Raw genomic sequence first — 26,601 nt, forward strand, 5'->3', positions numbered from 1 at the left:
TAACCTGGAAACCGTGATTACCCGACCATATATTCTTGCGATTCTCGCCCTCATCAACGTCTTGGGCGCACTGGCTGTATGGGATTTGAGCCCGTGGTGGTGGATTCTGATGGCCTTCATCCTCTTCCTGGATGTTGTGGCTATCTATGACATGCTTCAAAAGAAGCACTCCATCTTGCGGAACTTCCCGGTCATCGGCCATCTGCGCTACATGGGTGAGACCATTCGCCCTGAGATGCAGCAGTACTTCATCGAGCGCAACTTCGACGGCGCTCCGTTCGACCGCGATACTCGTACCGTGGTCTACGAGCGTGCGAAGGGGCTGTCCTCGAAGAAGTCATTCGGTACTGAGCGAAAGATTAATGCGCCCGGCTACGAGTACGTCCGCCACTCGATGGCGCCGAGCCAGCACGTCATCGAGGATCCGCGCGTAGATATTGGCGGCCCGGACTGCGCCCAGCCGTACTCAGCGTCTATCTTCAACATCTCAGCCATGAGTTTTGGCTCTCTGTCCCCTAACGCTGTCATGGCAATGAATAAGGGCGCGAAGCTGGGCAACTTCGTACAGGACACCGGCGAGGGTGCTATCAGCCCTTACCATTTGAGGTATGGTGCCGACCTCTATTGGCAGCTGGGTTCCGGTTACTTCGGTGCGCGTACCGAGGATGGCGACTTCGATCCGGAGCTCTTCCGTGAAAAGGCTAAGATTCCGCAGGTCAAGGCAACCTATCTGAAGGTTAGCCAGGGCGCAAAGCCGGGACTCGGCGGCATGCTGCCAGGTCACAAGGTCAATGAGGAAATCGCGGCTACTCGCCACGTACCAGTTGGCAAGGGTGTGATGAGCCCGCCGTACCACCGCGTCTACTCCACCCCACGTGAACTTGTTCGGTTTATGGGCACCATGCGCGAGCTCAACGGTGGCAAGCCGGTCGGTTTCAAGCTGTGTGTTGGCTCCCAGCTTGAGTTCCTCGCCGTATGCAAGGCCATGCTGGAAGAGAACATCACCCCGGACTTCATCATCGTCGACGGCGCTGAAGGCGGCACCGGCGCTGCACCGCTGGAATACTCCGACCGCGTTGGCCTGCCGCTTACCGACGGCCTGATTCTCGTCCATAACGCGCTCGTAGGTGCCGGCCTGCGAGATCGCATTAAGCTCGGTGCGTCCGGCAAGGTCATTACTGGCTTCGATATTGTGAAGCGCATGTGCATCGGTGCTGACTTTGTGAACTCGGCTCGCGGCATGATGATGGCCACCGGCTGTATCCAATCTCAGCTATGTCATACAAACACCTGCCCGGTGGGTGTGGCTACCCAGGATCCGAGCCTGTGGAAGGCCCTGGATGTCGACGACAAGGGTCAGCGTGTGGCCAACTATCACAATGCCACGGTCGCGGAAGCAGCTAGCCTATTGGCATCGATGGGCCTGAATAGCTTCTCTGAGCTGGGGCCGTCCCACCTGCTGCGGCGCACCAATGAGCAGGTCGGTGAGACCTACGCGGAGCTCTACAACTGGCTGCAGCCAGGCGAGCTGCTTAGCGGAACTCGCTTCCACAACTGGGCCGAAGCCTGGGAGACCGCCGACCCGGACACGTTCCACTACCCCGCGGTTCATATGCGCCGGTAGTTCGGGGCTGGTTGCGCGCCCTACTCGCCCATCAGCTTCTTGCGCAGGCGCTCGTCCTTCGCCAGAACTTCATCGCGCATGTTGGCCTGGTAGTTCTCCATCGCTACAATGAGCTCCGGGTAACCGGCCGAGAGAATACGCACAGCCAGCAGGCCAGCGTTCTTAGCGCCGCCCACACCGACGGTTGCCACCGGAACGCCGCCCGGCATCTGAACGATTGACAGCAGGGAATCGACACCCTCCAGGTTCTCCAACGCGCGTGGCACGCCGATAACCGGCAGCGGAGTGGCAGACGCCACCATGCCCGGTAGGTGCGCAGCACCACCGGCACCAGCGATAATGCAGCGCAGGCCCTTGTCAGCGGCCGACTTTGCGTAGTCAATCATGCGTTCCGGAGTGCGGTGCGCAGAGACCACGCCTACCTCAAACGGAATTCCGAACTCAGCCAGCACTTCAGCTGCCGGCTCCATGGTCGGCCAATCCGAGTCCGACCCCATAATCAGGCCAACCAACGGACCGGTTGCGTTGGCCAGCTTCGGGCTTGCCACCTGGTTTGCTTCAGCCAATGTTGCCTCCTTGAGATAGCAATCTAGTTTTTAACAGCGCTGGTTTTATGCCGTGTAGCCGTCTGCCCACACACCATCAACGATGTAGTCGGCAGCCAAGTTGGCAATTCGACGGGTCTCCGCGATGCCTTCCGGGCTCGCGTCATAACCACACAGGTTGACGTGACCCAGCTTACGTCCTGGGCGCCAATCCTTGCCGTACCAGTGAATCTTCACCGATGGGAAGCGGCGCCATACCTCAGCAAAGCGCTGCGAGATCGGCACGTCCGAGGCCTCATCGCCACCGAGCGTATTGACCATTACCGTCACCGGCGCAGTCGGGCGAGTGGAACCCAGTGGCATGTCAGCAACTGCACGCAGGTGCTGCTCAAACTGGCTGGTCTCACAGCCGTCCTGCGACCAGTGACCAGTATTGTGTGGCCGCATGGCCAACTCGTTGACAAAAATCTCCGGATTGCCGTCAGCATCGACGGTTTCGAACAGCTCGACTGCCAGCGCGCCGGTTACTCCCAGCTCGGAAGCGATAGCCACACTGAGCTTTTCGGCCGCGCTCGCAAGCTCGTCGGAAAGCCCTGGTGCCGGGCAGATTGCCTCAACACAGATGCCGTCACGCTGCACAGACTCGAGGACCGGCCAGGCATTGACCTCACCCGACGGTGTGCGCGCACACATGGCTGACAACTCACGAACCAGCGCGACCTTCCGCTCGGCCATCAGCGGCACGTCCTTGCCCAACAGTTCGTCGACAAGCGCGCGCAGATCCTCGCGGTCCTTCGGGAACCACACGCCGTGACCGTCGTAACCGCCACGTCGGGCCTTCAGGCAGACGGCGCCGTCAACGCGGTCGAAGAAAGCTTCGGCATCCTGGACGGACTCAATAGCAGCGTAGGCAGGTACCGGAGCGCCCAGTTCCTCCAGGCGCTGGCGCATCAGCAGCTTATCCTGCGCGTACAGCAACGCCGACGGCTGGGGCTGAACCGAGTAGCCCATCTCGGTCAGCTTGTTGAGGAATTCGGTGGGAACGTGCTCATGGTCGAAAGTCACGGCCTGCGCACCGGCGACAGCGCGTTCAACATCTTCCCAGACGTGGTAGTCGCCGATGATAACGTCCGCACACACCTGCGCCGCGGAAGCATCCGGCGAACCGGCGAGCAAACGGATGGACTGTCCCAGCTCAATGGCCTCAGTCTGCATCATGCGAGCCAGCTGACCGTCACCAATCACCGCCACCACCGGCACGCCATCAGCATGCGCGGGATGCTGCGCAGCGGTTAGCGCTGCAGCGGAATCAGAAGTGGAATTAGTGGGGTTTTCAGGGGTATCCGAAGCAATCACACCCCTGATTGTAGGTTATGACCCAAAATTCTAAGTCAACCGGGAGACCAACTTAGCCACCTTGCGGGAGCTGGGAATATCTTCCACAGCCAGCGGCGGGCCGAAACTGCGGGTGTGCAGATACAGCACGCCGCCCTTGCGATTGACAGCACGCACCGAACGCAGATCAATCGAGACCACCTGCGGGCGCAGAATGCCACGGCGCAGAATAATTCGCCTATCAGTCAGTACGAACCGCTCCCCCAGCCAACTTAGTACCGGACGAACGACGCGCCAGAGAATAAGCCCCAGCCACGCGAAGAGCAGCAGCTGACGCACACCTTGCAGATCTCCCGGAGCAATCGCAGGGCCGTCGATAAAACCAATCAGCAACCAGCAGACGCCCGTGATAACCATGAGTTCCAAGAGCGGCCACACCAGCCGACCAAAAGTTGGATTGGTGTCCAGCAGAATTGCCTCGCGCGTGTCCAACTCATCATCGGGAAAGGCCATACAGCACTACCCCCGCTCCGAATCAGCCTGCGGGGACGCATAGCCGCCGTCAGTGGCGCGAACATGGAACACGTCACCGGCCGCAACAAAGTGACTTGTGCCAGCTTCGTCGGTGACGATCAATTCGCCGTCGGCACGCACGCCAACCGCCTTACCCACCAGCACGCGGTCCCCCGGCAACTCCACGCGCACGTTCGAACCGATGGTCGCGCACACCGCCTCGTAGTCCCGCAGCAGCTCAGCATCGCCCTTTCGCCACTGCGCTTGACGACGTCCCAGCGCACGCAGCACACCAGCGGAGATGTCGTCGCGGTCGAGGTTCTCCGCTCCCGCCAGGTATAGCGAAATGGCGTGTGGCACAGGCAACTCATCTTCCTGCAGGGAAACGTTGATGCCGATTCCCGGAATGAGAATTGGCGGTGTCAGCGAAGCAGCCTCCACCAGAATTCCGCAGAGCTTACGACCGTCAACCAGGACATCATTCGGCCACTTCAGGGAAACGCGTTCAGGTGCAAGACCCGCAACTTCCACGACAGCATCGACAACTGCGAGGCCCGCGACTAACGGCAACAGCCCCAGTTGCTCGGGTGCGAGCCCTTCCGCGCGCAGCAGCGCGCTGAGTGCAATGGACGCACCCTTCGGGGCCGTCCAACTACGGCTCAGCCGACCGCGACCTGCGGTCTGTTCCGAGGCGATAAGCGCACTGAGATCTGCCGCCTGCCCCAGTGCCGCCTGTTGCCGAAGATCGGCATTGGTCGAACCAGTGGTTTCGACAACCTCAATGGAACTCCAGCCCGGCGCGGCTGCGCGCACACGCGTGGCGTCAAGAGGCTTGCGGGAAGCAACAATTCTGGGGTCGGTCATGCACAGCAGTCTAGCGCCATGGCCGGATTCACTGAGTCGTGACCTTTCTCAAGAGCTCGACAGCGTGAGAATCATCACAGCTCGCCTGCTTTACTATTTTCCTTCCCAAACACTACATTCCATAACATGACTATTTCCTCACGTTTGGCGGCGGAGCAACACACCACCGCTTTTCTCAATGAAGACCTTTTACGCCGACGCACTGCTGCACTGACTCCGATGGGGTCGCGAGGCTACGACAAGCTCAAACTGACTGAGCGAATGAATGCCCGCGAGCGCATTGACTACCTGCTGGACGAAGGGTCTTTTGTCGAATTCGATGCACTAGCCCGCCACCGCACTACCGCATTTGGAATGGAAGCCAAACGCCCCGTGACCGACGGAATTATCACCGGCTGGGGAACCATAGACGGCCGTGAGGTCTGCATCTTCTCTCAGGACGGCACAATCTTCGGTGGTGCACTCGGAGAGGTCTACGGCGAAAAGATGGTCAAGATTCAGGAGCTTGCCATCACTACCGGCCGACCCCTTATTGGCATGTACGAAGGTGCCGGCGCCCGCATCCAAGATGGCGCAGTCTCACTGGACTTTATTGCCCAGACGTTCCACCACAACGTTCGCGCCAGCGGCGTCATTCCGCAGATTTCAGTCATTTTTGGCGCCTGCGCGGGCGGAAATGCCTACTCTCCAGCACTGACGGACTTCGTTGTCATGGTGGAGGAAAACTCCCGTATGTTCGTCACCGGCCCTGACGTAATCGAAACAGTCACAGGCGAAAAAATCAGCCAGCACGAGCTCGGCGGCGCCGACACCCATATGGAGATCGCCGGAAACTCCCACTACACCGCCACTAGCGAGCAGGATGGACTCGACTGGGTCTGCGATTTGCTCGACTACCTCCCCAACAACACAACCTCCCCCGCGCCCAGCTGGGATTCCGATGCCAGTGACGAAATCACCGACACCGATCGCACCCTCGACAGTCTCATTCCCGACAGCCCATCCACGCCGTACGACGTGCATGAAGTCATCTACGCGCTTTGCGACGATGCGGAGTTCCTGGAAATCCAGGAAAACCGGGCAGCCAATGTCGTGATTGGCCTTGGCCGTCTCAATGGTCAATCTGTTGGGTTTGTCGCTAATCAGCCCATGGAATTCGCGGGCTGCCTAGATATCGATGCAGCGGAGAAGGCCGCGCGATTCGTCCGAACCTGCGATTGTTTCAACATTCCACTCGTCTTTCTCGTAGACGTACCCGGCTTTCTCCCCGGTTCAAATCAAGAACACCAGGGAATTCTGCGCCGTGGCGCTAAATTGCTCTATGCGTATGCAGAAGCAACCGTTCCTAAAATCACCGTCACCATGCGCAAAGCCTATGGCGGCGCGTATTGCGTGATGGGATCAAAGGGGCTCGGCGCGGATGTAAATCTGGCTTGGCCGACGGCACAGATCGCCGTGATGGGCGCCTCAGGCGCAGTACGCTTCCTCCATCGTGCCGAGATTCGAACCGCCACCGAAGCAGCTCTCACAGCAGATCCAGCGGCCGATAGATTTGGCACTCCCGAGAGTGTGAAAGAACTCATTGCTGAACTGGAAATGGGATACGAGCAACACATGCTCACGCCTTATCGCGCCGCCGAACGGGGGTTAATTGATGAAGTCATCCTCCCCTCCGAGACACGAACTCGGGTGATAAAAAATCTGCGCCTTCTAACTTCAAAGAAAGTACCGTGGCCTGCGCGCAAGCACGGCAATATTCCACTGTAAGAGCAGGCTTTTTGCTGTACAACGAGCTAGTCATTACCCCTACTTTTGTTAACAGCGATTGCCCCCAACTACCTCCCCCCGTTTTCGAAACGTAAACTAGTTGGTATGACGACTGCCGCAAATACATCAACCGGTGAAACCCCGGATTTGACCACTACTGCTGGAAAGCTGGCCGATCTGCGAGCCCGTCTCGCAGAGACCCAGGCTCCAATGGGCCAGGCCAGCATTGACCGCGTCCACGACAAGGGCAAGATGACCGCTCGTGAGCGCATCGAGTTCCTCTTGGACGAGGGCTCGTTCGTGGAGGTTGACGCTCTCGCACGTCACCGCTCCAAGAACTTCGGCCTCGATGCCAAGCGCCCTGTCACTGACGGTGTTGTGACAGGCTACGGCACCATCGATGGCCGCCAGGTCTGTGTCTTCTCGCAGGACGGCGCCATCTTCGGTGGCGCGCTCGGTGAAGTCTACGGTGAAAAGATTGTCAAGATCATGGATTTGGCCATCAAGACCGGTGTCCCAATTATCGGCATCAACGAGGGTGCTGGTGCCCGCATCCAAGAGGGCGTTGTTTCCCTCGGCCTCTACTCCCAGATCTTCTTCCGAAACACCCAGGCTTCTGGTGTTATCCCACAGATTTCCCTGATCATGGGCGCCTGCGCTGGTGGCCACGTCTACTCCCCGGCTCTGACCGACTTCATTGTCATGGTCGATGGCACTTCCAAGATGTTCATCACCGGCCCGGACGTTATTAAGACCGTCACTGGCGAAGAGGTCACACAGGAAGAGCTGGGTGGCGCTGGTACTCACATGAGCACCTCCGGTACTTCGCACTACACCGCCGCTGATGACGAAGACGCTCTGACTTTCGTTCAGGAATTGGTCAGCTACCTGCCGTCCAACAACCGCGCTGAGGCTCCTCGCATGGAGGCTGAGCCGTTCGAGGGCTCCATCGCTGACAACATCACTGAGACTGACCTCGAGCTCGACACGCTGATTCCGGACTCCCCAAACCAGCCGTACGACATCAAGGACGTCATCACCCGTCTGGTCGACGACGAGGACTTCCTGGAAATTCAGGAGGACTACGCACAGAACGTGGTCATCGGCTTCGGTCGCGTGGAAGGTCGCTCGGTCGGTTTCGTCGCCAACCAGCCGATTCAGTTCGCTGGCTGCCTCGACATCAAGGCATCCGAGAAGGCGGCTCGCTTCGTCCGCACCTGTGACGCCTTCAACATTCCGATCATCATGCTGGTTGACGTTCCAGGCTTCCTGCCGGGCACCAACCAAGAGTTCGACGGCATCATCCGCCGTGGCGCCAAGCTGCTGTACGCATATGCTGAGGCCACCGTCCCGAAGATTACCGTCATCACCCGTAAGGCCTACGGCGGAGCTTACTGTGTGATGGGCTCCAAGGACATGGGCGCTGACATCAACCTGGCATGGCCGACCGCTCAGATTGCGGTCATGGGTGCTTCCGGCGCTGTCGGCTTCATCTACCGCAAGGAGCTCAAGGCTGCTGCAGCCGAGGGCAAGGACGTCGTCGCACTGCAGAAGGAGTACGAGGCAGAGTACGAGGCCACCCTGGTCAACCCGTACATGGCTGCTGAGCGCGGCTTCATCGACGCCGTTATCCCGCCGAGCGAGACCCGCGGCCAGATCATCGAGGGTCTGCGTCTACTGGATCGCAAGGTTGTTAACGTACCCGCCAAGAAGCATGGGAACATTCCGCTGTGACCGATTCCAAAAACACCCCAGCAACCGAAGACAAGGACGCCGCTACAGCCCCGGCTGCACCGTTCATGTCCGTCCTCAAAGGCAACCCGTCAGACGCTGAAACCGCCACGCTCGCGCTTTTGTTCGCAGGTATGGCAGCAGCCGGCGGCGCCCCAGAGGACCGCGGCCCGCGTAACAACTGGGGTCGGCTGGAAGAGGGTTTCCACCAGCCGCACCAGCACGTACCGGGCACGTTCCGCAACGTCCATTTCTACTAGTACAGCTACCGCTTACCGCGTAGTCGTTACCGCACGCTAGCTGCGTTGATTCGCTAGCACAAAGCGCCACCATCGGGTTTTCCGATGGTGGCGCTTTGGTTTTTGTTACTGCCTTAGCCTTGACCACTGCTTATTACTAGCGCTGTTCACCCAGCGACTCGCCATCAAACTCGTCATCGAGCTCCCGGTCCAGCCGACGCTGATCACGGTTGCGAGCTACCGGCCACACCACCTTGAACAGGAAATACACAAACGCCAGACCGATGGCAGCACCCACCACAGCGCCGGCAATGGATCCCCACGATTCCGATAGTGCCCCACCAGCGCTTGCCTCAGAGAGCATTTGCACTCTGATAAAACCAATCAGCCACAGCCCAATGACGGCTACGAGTGCTGCAATCTCGCCTTTTGTAAGACCATTAATCTTCGGCATTGGCACTTGACGTCGCAACCACCGCTGCGAAAACAGGAGTCCAACCAGCGGCATCAAGATGATTGCCACTGTCACGCCCACCATCTTTGGCTCTGGAATGAGCCAAATCAGTACCGTTGCAAGCACGTAGTTAGCCCACATCATCATTGTGAACCCGTACGTGTAGGACTTATGCAGCAACATCTGCTGATACTCATCGTCCACCGTGGCGCTGTTGCGTTCAATTACGACATCCGCATAGGACATTGTCAGTATCCTTCCTCACCAAAAATTTCTTCGACTGTTTTTCCCAGGACCTTGCAGATACGCAACGCCAAATACACCGAAGGCGAGTAATTTCCCCGCTCGATATTTGCAATGGTTTGCCGCGAGACCTCCACCTGCGCGGCTAAATCCGCTTGGCTCAGCTCCAACCAGCGTCGGTATCTCCTGACCTGGTTCGAACGTTCTTCCCCACTCATCTGTGTACTTTCTTTAACTTGATGTCCACTTTACTTTACATCACTAGAAGGCAGCTGCCATCTAAAAAATCTGCCTGTTCTTACAATCGGGCCAACCCCACGCATGTTTGCCACAAAAATTAGGCTTTACGATTCCGCCCTCACTAAAATCACTAACTATGAGCAGCCCCCGAATCGTCTTGGCTTCCACTTCCCCTTCGCGACTGCACATTCTCCGCTCTGCAGGCATCGAGCCCATCACAGTAGCGCCCAACGTCGACGAGGATGCCGTAATCACAGCCCTTCCGGACGCATCGCCGGTACGCATCGTCGAGGAACTCGCACAGGCCAAGGCACACGCTGCCTCTCCGGCCTACCCCAATGACATTGTCATTGGCGGGGATTCAATGCTGCTTCTCGACGGGCAGTTGCAGGGCAAGCCCCACACGGAAGAAAAGACCATTGAGCGCTGGCATCAACAGAGTGGCCGGACGGCTGAGCTGATTACTGGTCACTGTGTCGTGACACCAAAGGGCGAGCACCTTGAGGTGGCGATTACTTCCCTCGATTTCGCTGAAGTCCCAGAAGAGGACATCCGTGCCTACGCTGCGACGGGCGAGCCGCTGAAGTGCGCTGGCGCGTTTACTTTGGAGGCTCTAGGCGGCTGGTTTGTCGATGGCATCAATGGCGACTCATCCAGTGTGATCGGACTGTCGCTACCTGTCGTGCGCCGAGCTCTGTATCGCTACGGCTATTCGGTCTCCCAGTTCTGGAATCGGTAGGCATCGCAAGGACGTCGTAAAGCAAAAACCGCACCAAATTGGTGCGGTTTTCTTAGCTGTTGAGACTACTTGTTAGCAGCCTCAACGCGCTTGATGGCCTCCTGAGCAACAAGCTCCTGAATACCCATATCCAGCTCGGAGGTGAAGCCGACACAGGAGCAGTTGATCTCGCCGAGAACGTAAGTGTCCTCGCCGTCCTCGCCGTCTGCCAGCATGAAATCAGCGGTCCAGATTAGCGGGATATTGTCGCCACCGAGGTTCTCGGCAATGACCGGGCGAGCCTCAGCAAACATGTCGATGAGGTCCTGCCACTCTTCCGGCTTGTTGTAAGTGTACTTCGCGCCAGAGAACAAGGTTGCGGAGAAAGCGTCGCCGCCCTCGGCCGGCTTCTTGTGAACCACGAAGACCGGGTGCGGACCGACCAGCAGAATGCGAATTTCGCCTTCGGTGATGCGCGGCATGAAGCGCATGTCCACGAGCATGCCGTTATCGCCGATGATGTACTGGTCGCAGAAATCCATGAACTCGCCGAGCTCGCGAGTCTCGGTGTGGTTGTCCACGGCCTCGGTGCACTTCAGCTTGGTGTTCAGCGGCAGCGGGGTGCCCGGCTCAACGTTCTTAGCAACCTCTTCGTCAGCGATACGCACGCGCCAAATGCCAGATCCGGTGGAGCCACGGTTCTGCTTGAGGACGCGCTCGCCGTAGGACAGGGAGGTCGGGAAAGTGCTGTGGAATGCCTCGACGTCGTAGTATGCAGCGGTGTCAGACGGAACCAGGTCGGTGTCCTTGAGCTTGACCAGTGCGTCCTTTGCGCCGTAGGCCATCATTTCGCCCGGGGTGGACATACCAACCAAACCAGCGACCGAGAGACTGGTCAGAAGCTCGAAGTAGCCCCTCTCACCACCCGGGATGTTGCCCGGGTTTACGCGGGAGATGTAGCCGTCGAAGTTCTGGGAGACGTAGTCGTACAGGTCGTCCTTCCACTCCGGTCGGTAGTAGACGACCTCAGCGGACCAACCGGCTTCGCGGATAGCGTTGACGATTGGCATGGTGTCCTTGCGGTGTCCGTCGAAGTACTTGTCCGAGCCGCCCTCGATCTCGAATACAACAATGTTCTTGTGCACAGGCACTCCTTTTAAGAAAATACATGGACTTCCGGCACTCAATTGTCTCCGTAACGCAGCGAATACCCAGGCAGATAGCCCATTTCAGCCCATTTTCCAGTGATACGAATCAACACAGTTTTTGCGCTAACTCTCAGCTAAATTTTAGGGCACTACCTGGACTCCAAGCGCGCTGAAAACACTGCTTTTACCCCCAACTGTGAGGCGTATCCCAGGGTGGCCGCGGACGCAATTGTTGCCGTCGGAAAGCGCTCACACTGGGGACTATTCCGCCGTTCGCCACGCGACCCGTAAACTAGATATGCAATTGACGATAAACGTCAGAAAGTCCCACCCACCCAACTTGCGCCAAGGGAGTATCCGATGGCTGTTCCGCACGACCCGCACCCCCAGTTCCAGCAGTACGCCCACCCTGAGCGCCTCGTCTCTAGCTCCTGGCTTGCTGCCCGACTGGGCTCTCCCGGTCTGCGCGTTGTTGAATCCGACGAGGACTCACTGCTCTACGACATTGGACATATTCCGGGCGCGGTTCGCATCGACTGGCATCACGACCTTAACGATCCCGTGCGCCGCGACTATATCGACGCCGAAGGCTTTGCCGAGCTCATGCGCGAGAAGGGCATCTCGCGCGATGACACCGTCGTAATCTACGGCGACAAGTCCAACTGGTGGGCCGCCTACACACTCTGGGTCTTCGAGCTTTTTGGGCATCCCGACGTGCGCCTGCTTAACGGTGGCCGCGATGCCTGGATGACTGAAGAACGAGACACGAGCTTCGAGGTCCCCAATTACCCACGCACTGACTACCCTGTCGTCGAGCGCGACGACAAGACACTGCGCGCCTACTTCAGCGATACACGTGAGCGCATTGGAAAGGCTCCGATTATCGACGTGCGCACTCCGGAGGAGTATGCCGGTGCACGAACCCACATGGTCGATTACCCACAGGAAGGCGTCCTGCGTGGTGGCCACATTCCAACCGCGGTAAACATTCCATGGAATCAGTCCGTTCACCCGAACTCGCGTTTCCGCGATCGCGAAGAGCTCGAGCAGATTTACGCGCACGTCCAATTTGAAGATGAGGCGATTGTCTACTGCCGCATCGGCGAGCGCTCCGCGCACACCTGGTTTGTACTGCACCACCTGCTCGGCCACGAGAATGTTCGCAACTACGACGGCTCGTGGGTTGAGTGGGGCAATATGATTGGCATGCCCATTGCCCACGGTTCGGAGCCGGGAAGCCTGTAGGCGATCGACGCAACCGGTGGGCGCTTCCCCCACCGTTTTTCCAGCGTCAGCGGCTGACGCTACACCGGAGATTTAGTTTCCCCCTGCCGCCCCCAATCAAGGGGGCGGCTCTTGCACTCTTGGGTGATAATTTTAACCACAAACCTAGGTTTTTGGGCGGAAAATAGCCACTTCAGCTGCCCCCATGACCACTTGAACGCTGCTCAAGACCACAATCCCTACCCCCTTATGTAGCGAGCAAAAAGAGGTTGCTTACCGCACCTGTGACACAATGGAGACATTGGGTCACACGCTGTTAGCTACCGCGTGGTGAACCGCATTGCGGTTCACCACTCAGTTAACTGCAGTGCTGCTTGTGATTCCTACAAATGACTGTCGCAACCTTGCCCCGAGGGCCAATTCTCGGGGTGCCCACGAAAAATGGAGGATTTCGTGTCCGAGCAGACCACTGAAAAAATCACGAAGGTTCTCGTCGCCAACCGTGGCGAGATTGCCGTTCGCGTTATTCGCGCTGCGAAGGACGCCGGCATTCCTTCCGTCGCCGTTTACGCTGAGCCGGATGCGGACGCTCCTTTCGTGACCATGGCGGATGAAGCTTTTGCTCTCGGTGGCACCACTTCCGCTGAGTCCTACCTAGTTTTCGACAAGATTCTGGACGCCGCAAAGAAGTCCGGCGCTAATGCCATCCACCCGGGATACGGCTTCCTGTCGGAGAACGGCGACTTCGCTGAGGCTGTTGAGAACGCTGGCCTGATCTGGATTGGCCCGTCACCAGAGTCCATCCGCGCCCTGGGCGACAAGGTCACCGCTCGTCACATCGCGCTGAAGGCTGACGCTCCAATGGCTCCAGGCACCAAGGAGCCGGTTAAGGATGCAGACGAGGTCGTCGCGTTCGCCAAGGAGCACGGTCTGCCAATCGCCATTAAGGCCGCTTTCGGTGGCGGTGGCCGCGGCATGAAGGTCGCACACAAGATGGAAGAGGTCGCTGACCTCTACGAGTCCGCTACCCGTGAGGCCGTTGCCGCCTTCGGTCGCGGTGAGTGCTTCGTCGAGCGCTACCTGGACAAGGCACGCCACGTCGAGTGCCAGGTTCTCGCTGATAAGCACGGCAACGTCGTTGTCGCCTCCACCCGTGACTGCTCGCTACAGCGTCGTTTCCAGAAGCTCGTCGAGGAAGCACCTGCTCCGTTCCTGACCCCAGAGCAGGATGAGCGCCTGCGCCAGTCCGCTAAGGACATCTGCCGCGAGGCTGGCTACTACGGTGCCGGCACCGTTGAGTACCTGGTTGGCGCTGACGGTCTGATTAACTTCCTCGAGGTCAACACTCGTCTACAGGTGGAGCACCCGGTCACCGAGGAAATTACCGGCCTCGATCTGGTCCGCGAGCAGTTCCGCATTGCTGAAGGCAAGGAACTGTCCATCAAGGAAGACCCGGAGATGCGCGGTCACGCTTTCGAGTTCCGCATCAACGGCGAGGACGCCGGCAGCAACTTCATGCCGGCTCCGGGCACCATCACCAAGTACGTCGAACCGTCCGGCCCGGGTGTCCGCATGGACACCGGCATCAAGGAGGGCGACGTCATCGGCGGCCAGTTCGACTCCATGCTGGCCAAGCTGATTGTTTGGGGCGAGACCCGCGAAGAGGCTCTGCGTCGCTCCGCTCGTGCCCTGTCCGAGTACCAGGTTGAGGGGCTGGCAACGGTCATTCCGTTCCACCGCCACATTGTGGAGAACCCGGCGTTTGTCGGCGATGGCGAGAAGTTTGACGTCTACACCAAGTGGATTGAAGAGGAATGGGACAACCCGATCGCTCCGTACGACGGGGACTCCGACGCTGACACCGACACCGTCCCGGCTCAGAAGGTTGTCGTCGAGATCGACGGTCGCCGCGTCGAGGTAGCCCTGCCGGGCGACCTGGCTCTGGGCGGAGGCAACGCTGGTGCCAAGAAGAAGAGCAAGAAGAAGCGCGCTGGCGGTTCCAAGAAGGCTGCTTCCGGTGACGCTGTGGTTGCTCCGATGCAGGGCACCGTCATTAAGGTCAACGTCGAAGAGGGCCAGGAAGTCTCCGAGGGTGACACCGTGGTTGTCCTTGAGGCCATGAAGATGGAAAACCCAGTCAAGGCTCACAAGGACGGCGTTGTCACGGGTCTGGCTACCGAGGCTGGCTCAGGTGTCGGCAAGGGCGATGTCCTGATGGAACTGAAGTAGTTCTAAAGCTCTAAGCGGGGCTGGTTGCGATGGGATTCGCAGCCAGCCCCGCTTGATTCTTTTCAGCCCCTCCCCCGGCGCCCTTAAACACTGTTCAGGACGTCTAGAGTGGACGGTATGGAACCCATGGAAGTAAATGCCGGCCGCTTCTACTGCCGTCCGCTGCGCCACGATTCCCGCGTCGATGACGCCCCGGTCGCAACCCAATTACTCACAGAATTGGTCCCTGACTCCGTCGCCGAGTTCCTTCGGAACTCCACCACCGAGTGGGAAAACGACACCGCCTACCGCTTTGCGGTTGCTGAGCAGACGAACGTCGAGATGCTCGCACTAGCAACCGTCGAGGTCATCAATGCCGACCACGTCAGCATCACCGTCCGTCCCGCAGGCGATCCCGCACGCGTGTTGCCTAACGACGATCAGGTCCTCACCAAGGTAACCGTCGCCGACGGCGTCGAAGCCGCCGAAAAAGCCCTCCACCGATGGGCAGAGGGCTTCTTGGGCAAGAAAGTCAGCTAGCCGAACTGGCACGGCTGCGACTGCTCAGTCCTAGGCGCCGGAACGCAGCAGGTAGATATCCATAATCCAACCGTGCTCCGCACGGAGCTTCTTTTTCAGCTCCGCAATCTCTTCGCCGACGTCGCCAACGCGACCACGGCGGAGCGTCTCCAGCTCCGTTCCCAGGAATGCACCCCAGAGAATCTCTTCCTCCGGGTCCGCGTGCTCGAGCCAGGCTGCACCGCCATCGAGCATCACCACCGCATCCATGCCAGGCGCACGCTCCCCCAGGCGCCGACCAGTGGTAATCAATACCGGCTTACCAATCTGGTTCAGGCATTCTCCATGCGCTGCGGTCAGCGCGGAAATCGCCGTCACACTGGGGATAACTCGCGAGCGCACGTCCAGCCCAAGGTCGCGGACGCGCTGCAAAATCCGCAATGTTGAGTCATACAAGGAGGGGTCACCCCAGACCAAGAACGCACCGCGGCGCTTGCCCTCTCGTCCGAGGTGAGCGACGAAGGCGTCGGCAAGCAGCTCTGCACGGCGCTGATGCCAGTCACGGACGACTGCGCCGTAGTTATCGGGCGTGCGGTCACGTGGCGGGTCGGGAACGGTAACGAGTTCGACATGCGGCGCATGCTTATCGACGATCGCCTGTCGCGCAGCCAACAAGTCCGCTTTGGCATCACCCTTGTCGAGAGCAAAAACTACGTCGACATCAGCAAGAGCGCCGATAGCCTCGAGCGTAATGTGGCTCGGACTACCGGCGCCGATTCCGATGACGTCTACATCGACATATCCGCTGTATACAGGGCTCTCGGCCTGAGTGCGGGCGGCGTCGTTTCGACTAGTGATTGGTCGGATCTCCCTCGTAACCGAACTGTTCAGCCATCTCATCTGGAGACAGGCCAGCCATCGAACCCTGGAGGTTAGCCGAAGCGGCCTGCTTCAAGTAAATCTCGCAAGCGTTGGCCATGTACTTGGAGTCGTACACGTTCATCTCCAGAATCGGAGTCAAAGAGCCATCATCTTCCATGCGCGAAACCAAAAGGTGCGGCTTGTCCGAGTCCGTGGTCATGGAGCACTTAATCTTGACACCGTTGACATCCGTGAAAGTTGGCTTAATCATATTGTCATCCTCCTCCAAAACAGCGACCGGAAAATAAGTAGCGCTGTTGCGACCGCAAGCGCAAGAAAGTCGCTCGTTATAAACCATGTTAGCCAGATTCCGGGCGGCACCGCCGAGCACAAAAGCACATGGGGGTAATAGCGAGCTTCCTGCATGTTTGCGTGTCAGGTCGAGGACCCAATTGCCACTAGAGCTCGCAGATGCGTTAAAGTGATGAAGTAATTTTCCGGCCGCCGAGAATGTGTTTTCACGGCTGTTTTACCCGGAAGATGATTGCCCTAGTAGCTCAGTGGATAGAGCACGGCTCTCCTAAAGCCGGTGTCGGAGGTTCGATTCCTCTCTGGGGCACAAATACCCTCGTGACCTTTTACATATAGGGCGCGAGGGTTCTTTGTTTTTCTCACGACCGGCCACTACGCCCCCTCCTGAGAACGCATCACCCAGCAATTTCCAGAAACACTTGTGTTAGGCTTACCTAATCACGTGGCGTGTAGACTTCCGCCAGTACAAAACAGCCCAAGACTTGTTGAAGGACAGTGACAACTATGGCTGGCCTAGCTAAAGCAGCAGCACCGAAGCGTAAGCCCCGTAAGGCACACGAGGCAACAGTTACTGGACGTCGCCAGATTTCCCCAGACCTTGTTCGTTTGAGCATGAACTCGCCTGCATTTGTGGGCAAGGAGCTGGAGTTTACCGACCATTACATCAAGTTACTGTTTGTGCCAGAGGACGCTGATTACTCCTGGCCGTTCGATATTGCGAAAATTCGCGCCGAACAGCCGCGAGACAAACTGCCAATCACCCGCACCTACACTCTGATTAATGTGGACTCCGAAACCGGCGACTTTGACGTCGACTTCGTCACCCACGGCGATTCCGGCCTGGCTGGACCGTGGGCACGCGTAGCCGAAATCGGAGACAAGCGTGGCTTCTTAGGGCCAGGAGGCGCATGGGGACCTGCAGCAGAATATGAACACTTTGTACTCGCCGGAGACGAGTCCGCAGCGCCAGCTATCAGCGCCGGACTAAAGCACCTCCCAGCAGGCACGACCGCAACCGCATACATCGAAATCGAGTCCGAAGATCGGAAGTTTGAGCTCCCAACCCGAGAGGGTGTGGAAGTCCATTGGGTCCTCCGCAACGGCGCAACCCACGGCACAGAGCTATCCCGCGCAGTGCGCGAGGCGGGCATTCCAGAAGGTAAGAAAACTAGCTGGTTCATCCACGGTGTCGCCGAGATGATCAAGGAATTGCGCCGCTTCCTCTTCGTCGAATCTGAGATCCCGAAGAAAGACGTTTCCATTTCTGGCTACTGGCGTATCGGTATGACCGAAGACCAGTGGCAGTCTTCTAAACGAGAATTCAACGCTGAGGTTGAGGCCGAGGAGGAAAGAGCCAGGGCCTGACGCTTGCTCGAACGTTAGCGCTCGCTACGCCTTTCAACAACGACGCGTTTTCCTGCCAACCAGTCGAATGGGTGCCAGCGGCAAACAGCAACCCAAATCATCAGGACACCAAAAAACAGTTCAACGTTTGGCTCAAAACCCGTAGGCAAGAAAATCAGCGACAATAGGTAACAATTACGTACCGCTGCCCGCCAACCTCTGTGCCAAGAATCGTCTCCTGATTCGAGCTCCGATGTTCCCTCTGGCTGAGCGACTTCGAACGGAGTTGCCCCAGAGTCTGCTTTCCGCGCTGGAACAACGTGTAGCAAAAATGCGCTTTTACCAAACGTCTGTTCACCGCGAGCCTCTGCAACCACGCGCACAAAGAAAAAGACAGCTGGGAATATGACACCATACAAAATCCTGAACTCTGGCGGACTCGGCAGCGCCCAGTTCGCCATGGCTGCTTCCCACGCAAGTTTGCCAAGTGCCACAATGATGGCAACAAAGATTCCTACAAGGAACGAATCCAGTATCCACGCGCCACTGCGCCGAGCGAACAAATCCGCATTACTCTTTACGGGGAATCGATTCGGGGTGCGCCGATACATGGGACACACGCTATCAAAACCACTTATGACTTCACAGACGAATTGCCTTTCCCTACCGCACCCGTTCTGCCACGATTAGAAGCATCCAGTATGCAAATCGAAAAGTCGACTGTATAGTTGCCGGTTGAATCAACCTATCTATTGGGTGTCAGCAGCTTCCTTGCCAATAGCTCGGCAAGTTCCCCTATAGCTGGCACCCCCAGTGGTTTTTCAGGAGTCCCTACCCAGAAAGCCGAGAATTAAACCACGCGACGCAGGCCCGAGAAGCCCAGAAAGTGAGATGGATGTGAATACGCGAACTCAGCTGTCAGCCGTACAGCACCCTAAACTCACTGCCGTCCGGCGCAAGAACCGCCGGCAGCTGGCGCTGGCCTGCTGCTTCCTCACCTTCGCAGCCACGGCCACCAGCTGTGCCAACAGCGAAAGCGAGGAGGTTGCCGCGACGCAAACCTCGTCGTCAAGCCAACTTACTACGGTGTCGACGACGAGTTCGCCGACAACGACGGGACCAAAGGTTCGAGAAGGCGGTACGCCGCGCATCGGGCACCTGTGCCCGAACCAGACCGGCGAAATACGAATGAGCGCCAACGGCCAGAATCTTGAATGCGCACAAGTCGGCGAGCAGGAAGTGTGGACGGTGCTGCAGCAAACCCCCGCGAACCCGACATCGCAGCAAATGTGGATCTCCACTACTCCGACGACCACTGAGCCACTGCCTCAGGAACCTGAGCCGACGACTCCGAGTGAGAGCACAACGGAGACAAGTGAGACGGAGAGCTCGACGACCTCTGATTCTTCCACGCCGCCCGATACTTCAACGACTCCGACAACCTCCGGCGAGCCGACAGAATCGGAATCGGAGCAAGAAGAGCGGCCGAGCGAAGATAATCAAGGGCTCACTGGCCTGTTCCGCTAGCTTCGTCTCTGGCTGCGAGGTTCGTCGGCTCGGGACTTAGTTAGGTAAGGTGCACTAGCTCGCCCTAAAACACCAAAATCCGCTGCAACAATACTGCAGCGGATTTTTGTGATTGCAGAATCACTCAGGCAGCGGCGAGCCTGAAGGAAACTTCGGCTCGCCACCGCACAGCAGAAATCGTGGCGCTCCCCTACTTGCGGTGACGGCGGTTGTAGAACGGCGTCGGAACGACGGTGGCGGTAATGTCGGCGCCTTCAACGGTCAGCTCCGTGCCAGTGGAGGACTGCCAACGCTGAACGTATGCAAAACCGATGGGGTGACCCAAAGTCGGCGACACCTTGGCGGAAGTCAGCACACCAACCTCGTTACCTTCCGCATCAATGAGCTTGGTGCCACGCTTCGGAGCTTCATCACCGGAGAAACGCAGACCAACCAGTAGCTCCTTCGACTGCGGACGATTAATCAGTGCGTTGCGACCAATAAACTGCCCCTTGGTCGGCCCCATGATGGACTTCAGGCCGGCCTCCAGCGGAGTGCGGTCGCGAGTCAGCTCGTAGCCATAGAGCGGCATACCGGCCTCAAGACGCAGGGTGTCGCGGCAGGCCAGACCACACGGCAGCAGGCCGAGGTCAGCGCCGTTGTCAGCCGGATCCTCCGGGTTTTCCACCTTGCCACCTGCTGCAATGATTGCACGCCAGACCTCGACGGCGCGGTCAGCCGGCGGGAAGATCTCGAAGCCGTCCTCACCGGTGTAGCCAGTTCGGGCAACAATCATTTCCACACCTGCGACCTCGAGCAGGGTGCAAGAGTAGTAGTTCATGCCATCGAGAGTCGCGTGCAGATCCTGCGGCAGCAGACGGCGCAGAAGCTTCGCAGCCTTCGGCCCCTGAATGGCCAGGAGCACATTCTTGTCATTCATGCTCTCAACCTGGACGTTGTAGCCACCAACGCGCTCGCGCAGCGTCGAGTACACATCTTCAGCGGCTGCGGCATTCTGCACCAGCATGAATTCGTGACTACCGAGGCGGTAAATGATGAGGTCATCAATAATGCCGCCGTCTTCCTGCACAATCATGGTGTACTTGGCACGGCCCAACGCCAGCGGCTTGATTGCCGAAATCAGGGAGTGTGCAAGGAACGCCGCCGCATCCTCACCAGTGACGCGGATGATACCCATCAGCGACAGGTCGAAAATACCAACGGCCTCACGCACTGCGTTGTGCTCTGCAATTTCCGAAGAGTAGCGGAACGGCACTTCGTAGCCACCAACATTGCGCATTTCTGCGCCAAGGCTTACGTGCTCATCATGCAGGGCGCTACGGAAAGAATTGTTGTTCTCAGAAGCGCCAGAATTGTCAGTCATACACACTCCAATTATTGCGGTGGGGCAAACCAGATTGTTACCTTCCCACCTTATATCTAAGACTCCGTGCTCGCTTCCGCGAGCCCCTGCGGATCCAGGGCAACAGGCCCGTCCATTAACTATCATGCACTGATTCGCACATGCTTGACGACGACCCCGCGCCCACCACAAAGGCCCCGCTACCAGTGACGATAACGGGGCCTTTGCATTTGTCTATTCAGTTAATTGCGATTGGCTGAGCTGTTCGGGCAGCGTTGCCAGCCAAGGACGCAGTGGTTATTAGTGATCAACCGCAGCCTCGGTGCCAACACCGGTCAGGGAGCGAACTTCCATCTCAGCTGCCAGGTCATCGAAGTTATCCGGCTTGCCCATGTAGGTGGCGATGATGCCAGCCAGGAACGCCAGCGGGATTGCGAGCAGACCCGGCGAGGTCAGCGGGAACCAGGAGAAGTCAACCGACGGAATCATCGAGGACTCGCTGCCGGAAACTGCCGGGGAGAAGATAATCAGAACCAGCGAGGCGATGACACCGGTGTACATGGAGGCAACTGCGCCTGCGGTGTTGAAGCGCTTCCAGAACAGGGACATCAGGATGGTTGGTACGTTTGCGGATGCTGCCACTGCGAAGGCCAGCGACACCAAGAAGGCGACGTTCTGCCCCATGGCCAGGATGCCGAGGATAATGGCGACAACGCCCAGCACGATTACGGTAATGCGGGAGACACGAACCTGCTCGGCTTCCGTGGCCTGTCCCTTGCGGATCACGGCCTGGTAGAGGTCCTGGCCGACAGACGCGGAAGCGGTAATTGCCAGACCAGCGACCACGGCCAGCACGGTAGCGAACGCCACTGCGGAAATCACTGCCATGAAGATGGAGCCACCGATTTCGAAGGCCAGCAGCGGAGCTGCAGCGTTGGCTCCGCCCGGGGCGGCGTTGATTCGGTCCGGACCAACAAGTGCGGCGGCGCCATAACCGAGTACCAGGGTCAACAGGTAGAAACCACCGATGAGGATGATTGCCCAGGTCACGGACTTACGAGCTTCCTTTGCAGTCGGCACCGTGTAGAAGCGCATGAGCACGTGCGGCAGACCAGCAACACCGAGGACCAGTGCCAGGCCCAGAGAGACGAAGTCCAGCTGCTGAACGAAGGAGCCGCCGTACTTCAGACCCGGCTCAAGAATGGCGGAGGCTTCGTAGCCCTTCTCGGCGATGTGATCCGAGCTCGCGTGCATGTCCACTGCGTCCTGCAGGAGCTGGGAGAAGTTACCCTTAACGCCAACCAGGATGATCAGAGTCATGATGATGACAGCACCGACCAGCAGGACGGCCTTAATCATCTGCACGTAAGTCGTGCCCTTCATACCACCGATGAGAACGTAAGCAACCATGATGATGCCGACGACCGCGACAACGATGGACTGCTGAGTGGAGTCGTGAATGTTGAGCAGCACGGCGACCAGGGAACCTGCACCGGCCATCTGCGCGATGAGGTAGAACAGGGTCACCGCGAGGGTCGAGATAGCAGCCGCAGTACGTACCGGGCGCTGCTTAAGACGGAAGGACAGCACGTCGGCCATGGTGAACTTACCGACGTTACGCAGCGGCTCTGCAACCAACAGCAGCGCGACCAGCCAGGCTACGAAGAAGCCGATGGAGTAAAGGAATCCGTCGTAACCAGTCAGCGCAATGGCGCCGACGATACCGAGGAAGGAAGCCGCCGAGAGGTAGTCACCCGCAATGGCAAGACCGTTTTGGGTACCGGAGAACTGTGCGCCACCGGTGTAAAAGTCTGATGCTCCCTTGTTTCCGCCCTTGCCCACTCGAGTAACGATGAACATGGTCGCAACAATGAAGGCGACGAAGACCGCGATGTTGAGAATCGGGTTACCTGCTGCTGCAGTGTCATCTGCAGCAAAGAAACTAGTCAGCATGCCTATGCCTCCTTCTTTGCGACGATTTCAGCGATTTCTCCGCTTTCCAGTGCCTCGCGCAGCTCTGCCTGCATCGGCTCAAGCTTCTTGTTGGCGAAGTTGATGTACACCCAGGTGATGGCGAAGGTGGTCACGAACTGGAGCAGACCAAGGACGATGCCCAGGTTGATATTGCCCAGTACGGGAGTCGCCATGAGATCCGGCGCGAACGTCGCAAGCAAAACGAATGCGATGTACCACACCAGACCTGCGACGGTCATCGGGATGGCGAAAGAACGGAATGTAGAGCGGAGCTCTTGGAACTGCGCTGAGTTTTGCACGTAGCGGTACTCGGCCGCCTGTGGCTTATGCCGGTCTGTCGGCAAGGGAGTTGCGGACACGGGCTAATCCTTTCCAGGAAGTTATGCAGGTGTTCGTAATGAGGTTCAGCACAGCCACCCCGAGGGTGTGCCATGCACCACATTTTTCATTATGTGTGGAAACAAAGTTACCTGGAACACAGTTAGCAAAGAAGTTAAATGCGGCTAACTACTTCTCAGCGAGCCTTAAGGCACCCCCAAAAACGCCATTACCTGCATACTTAGGCGCCGTTTTTACTACCCCCATTTACGCCGTTGTACTCGTGTTCTCCGCTTCTTCCGGCAATGGCTTACTCTGACGCCACCACCACAGCGCTTCGATAATGACCGCGCCGATGGCCCCCACGATCAGCGCGGGAATCAACAGCTCCCGCCCTACCCAGTACAGATTAAGCACTGTGGCCACTGAACGAACCGAGAAGATGAACAGGTAGGCTCCTGCCGATACCGCCAGCAACAGAACCTTCCACCAGGTGTATGGCCTAGCCACGACCACCAAAACCCAAAATGCCGAAACAATCAGCACAATGAGGGTCGCAGTAGACGCCTCCCCTCGTGCCGCATCGCTGGCGTCGACTCCCGGGTTTGCCCACAACCAAAACATGAAGGTCAACAACCCCACCGTGATGCCCGCCGGTATCGCTAAGCGCAACACGCGCCGCACGAAACCATCGCGCGCACGCTCCAAGTTAGGAGCCAACGACAGCACGAACGCCGGGATTCCAATTGTGAACCAACCCGTAATCGTCACGTGAATCGGCTCGAATGGATAATCCATCCCCCACAGCCCCACAGCCAGCGCCAACACCACCGAGTAGATGGTCTTCGTCAAAAAGAGGTTGGCCACACGCTCGATATTGCCAATGACGCGACGCCCCTCCGCCACAATCATCGGCATCACGGCGAAGCGATTATCCAACAGCACCAACTGCGCAACCGAACGTGTCGCCGGCGCCCCATCGCCCATAGCCACGCCCAGGTTCGCCGCTTTTAGCGCCAGCACATCATTGACACCATCACCGGTCATCGCCACATGATGCCCCCGCGACTGCAGCGCATGAACCATATCGCGCTTATTCTCCGCCGTGACACGGCCGAAGATCTGCCGCGACTCCACAATGTCTGCGAACTCGTTGCGGATCTCGGTGGGCTTGGCTTCGCTATTCTCATCGCGGCTGACCGGAAGCTCAGACGCATCGACAGGATTGTTAGCCCCCTCCATTTCCAGCTCACGTGCAACAGCCCCCACGGAGCGGTCATTGTCACCAGAAATGACCTTGACCTCGACGCCTTCTTCATAGAAGTAGGCCACCGTGTCCGCCGCATCTGAACGCACCTTCTGCCCCAGCACGACAAGTGCGACTGGCTCCAACTCCACCTCGCCACTCTTCCGCAGCGCACCGCCGGGCAGGTCATCTGCCCCAACTGAGGTCCGCGCGAGCAGGAGCACACGAAGTCCTTCCTCCATAAGCTCCCGAGCTTTCTGCATGCCGACCGCGGAGTCGTCGACAAGCACATCGGGCGCGCCGAAAACCCACGTCGCACCGCCGTGATACGTCAGCGCCGACCACTTATTCGCCGAGGTAAAGGGGCGGGTTTTGGTTTGTTCATGCTTTACGACGTCCCCTGCGTCCGCAAGTCCATCGAGCAGTGCACGAGCCGTTGCGTTGGGGCGATCGTCGAGCTTGCACAGATCGATGAGTGCGGAGTCGACCTCATCGCGGGAGGTACCGTCACCCGATACGATGTCGACTTCCACTAGCTGCATCGCATTTTCGGTGAGCGTGCCAGTTTTGTCGACACACACGGTGTCGACACGCGCGAGACCTTCGATGGCGGGCAACTCATTGACCAGCACGCGATGTCGCCCCAAGCGCACCACCCCAAGGGCAAATGCGATGGTGGTCATGAGGACAAGCCCCTCAGGGACCATGGGCACCAGCGTGGCGACCATCCCCAGCAGCGCATCGTTGAAATCATCGCCGGCGACAAAGAGCTGCGTATAGATTGCCAAGGCGCCGACGGGAATGAGAATCCAGGAAATGTAGGTCAGGATCTTGTTGATGCCGCGGAAGAGCTGGGAATCAGTCAGCGTGAATTTGTTGGCCTCAGCTGCGAGCTTGGCGGCGTAAGCCTCCTTGCCCACTTTGGTGGCCTGATATCGCGCCGACCCCACCACGACCGAGGAACCCGAGTAGACCATGTCCCCAACGCTCTTATCGACGGCATCGGATTCACCGGTGAGAGAGGACTCATCGACAGCCACGTCAGAGGCGTAGCGGAGAATACCGTCAACGACGATTTGGTCACCGGGACCAACCTCGATGAGATCGTCGAGGACGACGGACTCGCGGTCGATCTCGCGAGCAGGCTCCCCGTCGCGAATGACCATGGGTTTTGCACGGCCGACAATGGAAAGCTTGTCCAGTGTGCGCTTGGCACGCAGTTCTTGGATGATGCCGACGATAGAGTTGGCGATAATCAGCAGACCAAAGGCGCCGTTGACGATTGAGCCGGTATAGAGCACGACTGCGAATAAAACAGCGAGAATACCGTTAATCCGGGTAAACACATTGGCACGGATAATGTCCCACACACTGCGCCCGGATGTTGGCGGCAGCTCGTTGACGTGCCCCAACTCGATGCGTTGCTGGACCTGCTGTTGAGTAAGACCACTGTCGGGAGTTTTCCACGAGCCCATGCCTGCCTACCCTATTCGCCTAATTGCTGAACCTATTCGACCTATTTGCCAATGAAATTTGGTTCGCGCTTTTCGGCTCGCGCCTTCGATGCCTCCGCAGCATCCTCGGAAGCCCACACCGTGTCGTAGAGCTCCTGCTGGTAGTCCTTCAACGGGCTATGTGTCTCATCGTCGTTGAGCACTGCCTTGTGGTACGCCAGCGACAGGGGCGCGTAGGTGGCGATACGAAGCGCTACCTCCTCCGCCTTGTCCGGACCACCGAGGTAGGAAGCCAGACCACAACCGCGGGCGGCTTCCTGATCCATGCGCTCGGCCGCCAACAAAATAGTGCGGGCGCGGGCACCGCCGACGAGTACGCGTACGCGGCGAATTGTCCAGGCATCGACAGCGATACCGAGCTTGACCGGCGGAATCATAAACCAGCCGCGCTCACCCACGACGCGCAAATCGGCCGCCATCGCCAGCTGCATACCAGCCCCGACAGCCGGCCCCTGCACATCCGCTATAACCACCAGACGGCTGGCCTCGATTGTGCGCAGCATTCGACGTAGCTGTTCGTGGAAGGAATCTTCATGATGCTGGCCACTCAGGTCAGCACCAGCGCAGAAAGCACGACCTTCGCCGCGCAGCAGGATAACGCGCTGCTCTGGAACCTCAGCGGCAGCTTCCACCGCATCGGCGATGTCACGACACACGTCGGCAGTCAAGGAGTTGCGCTTATGATCTCGGTCGATGGTGATAGTGACAATTGCGCCGTCGGCTTCGACGCGGATTTCAGATGCTGGGTTCGTCATAGCATTTAGGCTACCCGCGAAATACCAATAGTGATG

At 58.4% G+C, this 26,601-nt stretch carries 25 protein-coding genes and 1 tRNA gene; 11 read left to right on the top strand and 15 right to left on the bottom strand.

The window, feature by feature from the left end; translation table 11 throughout:
• Window positions 1-13: 13 nt before the first annotated feature.
• The gene (locus tag AB1Z34_RS08090) at window positions 14-1,624 is read left to right on the top strand and encodes an FMN-binding glutamate synthase family protein (protein ID WP_069359647.1); all 1,611 of its coding nucleotides are present in this window, start codon (window positions 14-16) and stop codon (window positions 1,622-1,624) included.
• A 20-nt stretch (window positions 1,625-1,644) separates the two neighbouring features.
• Here AB1Z34_RS08090 and purE read toward each other — a convergent pair whose 3' ends face one another.
• The 4 genes from purE to AB1Z34_RS08110 form a co-directional block, all read right to left on the bottom strand.
• Window positions 1,645-2,121: a 5-(carboxyamino)imidazole ribonucleotide mutase gene (purE, locus tag AB1Z34_RS08095; RefSeq protein WP_042389458.1), complete on the bottom strand. Its 477-nt coding sequence runs from the start codon at window positions 2,119-2,121 to the stop codon at window positions 1,645-1,647.
• Window positions 2,122-2,235: 114 nt separating this feature from the next.
• Entirely contained in the window at window positions 2,236-3,525 is a 1,290-nt protein-coding gene (locus tag AB1Z34_RS08100) for a 5-(carboxyamino)imidazole ribonucleotide synthase (protein ID WP_083229266.1), read from the bottom strand.
• Between the two features lie 30 nt (window positions 3,526-3,555).
• Window positions 3,556-4,017 carry a PH domain-containing protein gene (locus AB1Z34_RS08105; RefSeq protein ID WP_069359648.1) on the bottom strand — a complete coding sequence of 154 codons (462 nt, stop codon included), beginning with the start codon at window positions 4,015-4,017 and terminating at the stop codon, window positions 3,556-3,558.
• Between the two features lie 6 nt (window positions 4,018-4,023).
• Window positions 4,024-4,881 carry a biotin--[acetyl-CoA-carboxylase] ligase gene (locus tag AB1Z34_RS08110; RefSeq protein ID WP_088611639.1) on the bottom strand — a complete coding sequence of 286 codons (858 nt, stop codon included), beginning with the start codon at window positions 4,879-4,881 and terminating at the stop codon, window positions 4,024-4,026.
• A 126-nt stretch (window positions 4,882-5,007) separates the two neighbouring features.
• Between AB1Z34_RS08110 and AB1Z34_RS08115 the strand changes: the two genes are divergently transcribed.
• The 3 genes from AB1Z34_RS08115 to AB1Z34_RS08125 all read left to right on the top strand — a co-directional run bounded on the left by AB1Z34_RS08115 (window position 5,008) and on the right by AB1Z34_RS08125 (window position 8,639).
• Window positions 5,008-6,648, top strand: coding sequence for an acyl-CoA carboxylase subunit beta (locus AB1Z34_RS08115; RefSeq protein ID WP_367158203.1), 1,641 nt, complete (start codon window positions 5,008-5,010; stop codon window positions 6,646-6,648).
• Between the two features lie 105 nt (window positions 6,649-6,753).
• Window positions 6,754-8,382, top strand: a complete 1,629-nt coding sequence (locus AB1Z34_RS08120; RefSeq protein WP_016423283.1) for an acyl-CoA carboxylase subunit beta — start codon at window positions 6,754-6,756, stop codon at window positions 8,380-8,382.
• Window positions 8,379-8,639, top strand: a complete 261-nt coding sequence (locus AB1Z34_RS08125; RefSeq protein ID WP_016423284.1) for an acyl-CoA carboxylase epsilon subunit — start codon at window positions 8,379-8,381, stop codon at window positions 8,637-8,639. The genes AB1Z34_RS08120 and AB1Z34_RS08125 overlap by 4 nt, the downstream gene beginning before the upstream one ends.
• Window positions 8,640-8,775: 136 nt before the next feature.
• Here AB1Z34_RS08125 and AB1Z34_RS08130 read toward each other — a convergent pair whose 3' ends face one another.
• On the bottom strand, window positions 8,776-9,318 hold the full coding sequence (locus AB1Z34_RS08130; protein ID WP_048733634.1) for a hypothetical protein: 543 nt from the start codon (window positions 9,316-9,318) through the stop codon (window positions 8,776-8,778).
• Window positions 9,319-9,320: 2 nt separating this feature from the next.
• Window positions 9,321-9,533, bottom strand: a complete 213-nt coding sequence (locus AB1Z34_RS08135) for a helix-turn-helix transcriptional regulator (protein WP_042388872.1) — start codon at window positions 9,531-9,533, stop codon at window positions 9,321-9,323.
• Between the two features lie 158 nt (window positions 9,534-9,691).
• On the opposite strand from AB1Z34_RS08135, the gene AB1Z34_RS08140 reads away from it, so the two are divergent.
• On the top strand, window positions 9,692-10,294 hold the full coding sequence (locus tag AB1Z34_RS08140) for a nucleoside triphosphate pyrophosphatase (RefSeq protein WP_016423286.1): 603 nt from the start codon (window positions 9,692-9,694) through the stop codon (window positions 10,292-10,294).
• A 65-nt stretch (window positions 10,295-10,359) separates the two neighbouring features.
• On the opposite strand, the gene AB1Z34_RS08145 is transcribed toward AB1Z34_RS08140, so the two are convergent.
• Window positions 10,360-11,418, bottom strand: a complete 1,059-nt coding sequence (locus AB1Z34_RS08145) for a Cj0069 family protein (protein WP_049189713.1) — start codon at window positions 11,416-11,418, stop codon at window positions 10,360-10,362.
• 363 nt (window positions 11,419-11,781) lie between these two features.
• Here AB1Z34_RS08145 and AB1Z34_RS08150 point away from each other — a divergent pair, with 363 nt between their 5' ends.
• The 3 genes from AB1Z34_RS08150 to AB1Z34_RS08160 all read left to right on the top strand — a co-directional run bounded on the left by AB1Z34_RS08150 (window position 11,782) and on the right by AB1Z34_RS08160 (window position 15,393).
• Entirely contained in the window at window positions 11,782-12,666 is an 885-nt protein-coding gene (locus AB1Z34_RS08150) for a sulfurtransferase (protein ID WP_367158204.1), read from the top strand.
• Between the two features lie 420 nt (window positions 12,667-13,086).
• Window positions 13,087-14,874 (top strand): acetyl/propionyl/methylcrotonyl-CoA carboxylase subunit alpha, encoded by a 1,788-nt coding sequence (locus AB1Z34_RS08155; protein ID WP_042388874.1) that lies wholly within the window; start codon window positions 13,087-13,089, stop codon window positions 14,872-14,874.
• Between the two features lie 117 nt (window positions 14,875-14,991).
• Entirely contained in the window at window positions 14,992-15,393 is a 402-nt protein-coding gene (locus AB1Z34_RS08160) for a hypothetical protein (protein ID WP_367158205.1), read from the top strand.
• A gap of 30 nt (window positions 15,394-15,423) precedes the next feature.
• On the opposite strand, the gene cobF is transcribed toward AB1Z34_RS08160, so the two are convergent.
• Together cobF and AB1Z34_RS08170 are read right to left on the bottom strand one after the other, a co-directional pair.
• Entirely contained in the window at window positions 15,424-16,272 is an 849-nt protein-coding gene (cobF, locus tag AB1Z34_RS08165) for a precorrin-6A synthase (deacetylating) (protein WP_016423291.1), read from the bottom strand.
• The gene (locus AB1Z34_RS08170) at window positions 16,223-16,504 is read right to left on the bottom strand and encodes a hypothetical protein (RefSeq protein ID WP_016423292.1); all 282 of its coding nucleotides are present in this window, start codon (window positions 16,502-16,504) and stop codon (window positions 16,223-16,225) included. Before AB1Z34_RS08170 ends, cobF begins: the two co-directional genes overlap by 50 nt.
• 275 nt (window positions 16,505-16,779) lie before the next feature.
• Here AB1Z34_RS08170 and AB1Z34_RS08175 point away from each other — a divergent pair.
• Together AB1Z34_RS08175 and AB1Z34_RS08180 are read left to right on the top strand one after the other, a co-directional pair.
• A tRNA-Arg gene (locus AB1Z34_RS08175) sits at window positions 16,780-16,852 on the top strand.
• Between the two features lie 197 nt (window positions 16,853-17,049).
• Window positions 17,050-17,910 (top strand): siderophore-interacting protein, encoded by an 861-nt coding sequence (locus AB1Z34_RS08180; RefSeq protein ID WP_016423293.1) that lies wholly within the window; start codon window positions 17,050-17,052, stop codon window positions 17,908-17,910.
• Between the two features lie 14 nt (window positions 17,911-17,924).
• Here the strand turns inward: AB1Z34_RS08180 and AB1Z34_RS08185 are convergent, their stop codons facing one another.
• Window positions 17,925-18,500, bottom strand: a complete 576-nt coding sequence (locus tag AB1Z34_RS08185) for an RDD family protein (RefSeq protein WP_016423294.1) — start codon at window positions 18,498-18,500, stop codon at window positions 17,925-17,927.
• A gap of 280 nt (window positions 18,501-18,780) precedes the next feature.
• On the opposite strand from AB1Z34_RS08185, the gene AB1Z34_RS08190 reads away from it, so the two are divergent.
• Window positions 18,781-19,416 (top strand): hypothetical protein, encoded by a 636-nt coding sequence (locus AB1Z34_RS08190; RefSeq protein ID WP_070653147.1) that lies wholly within the window; start codon window positions 18,781-18,783, stop codon window positions 19,414-19,416.
• 190 nt (window positions 19,417-19,606) lie between these two features.
• Here the strand turns inward: AB1Z34_RS08190 and gcvT are convergent, their stop codons facing one another.
• From gcvT to AB1Z34_RS08215, 5 genes are all read right to left on the bottom strand, one after another.
• Window positions 19,607-20,779: a glycine cleavage system aminomethyltransferase GcvT gene (gcvT, locus tag AB1Z34_RS08195; protein ID WP_070602777.1), complete on the bottom strand. Its 1,173-nt coding sequence runs from the start codon at window positions 20,777-20,779 to the stop codon at window positions 19,607-19,609.
• Between the two features lie 279 nt (window positions 20,780-21,058).
• On the bottom strand, window positions 21,059-22,711 hold the full coding sequence (locus AB1Z34_RS08200; RefSeq protein WP_016423297.1) for a cation acetate symporter: 1,653 nt from the start codon (window positions 22,709-22,711) through the stop codon (window positions 21,059-21,061).
• Window positions 22,712-22,713: 2 nt separating this feature from the next.
• Window positions 22,714-23,091, bottom strand: coding sequence for a DUF485 domain-containing protein (locus AB1Z34_RS08205; protein ID WP_070437585.1), 378 nt, complete (start codon window positions 23,089-23,091; stop codon window positions 22,714-22,716).
• Window positions 23,092-23,317: 226 nt separating this feature from the next.
• Window positions 23,318-25,771: an HAD-IC family P-type ATPase gene (locus tag AB1Z34_RS08210; RefSeq protein WP_367158206.1), complete on the bottom strand. Its 2,454-nt coding sequence runs from the start codon at window positions 25,769-25,771 to the stop codon at window positions 23,318-23,320.
• A gap of 41 nt (window positions 25,772-25,812) precedes the next feature.
• Window positions 25,813-26,565: an enoyl-CoA hydratase gene (locus AB1Z34_RS08215; protein ID WP_048733677.1), complete on the bottom strand. Its 753-nt coding sequence runs from the start codon at window positions 26,563-26,565 to the stop codon at window positions 25,813-25,815.
• Window positions 26,566-26,601: the final 36 nt, after the last annotated feature.

The organism is Corynebacterium sp. 045007 (assembly GCF_040743205.1).
Taxonomy (GTDB): domain Bacteria; phylum Actinomycetota; class Actinomycetes; order Mycobacteriales; family Mycobacteriaceae; genus Corynebacterium; species Corynebacterium jeikeium_D.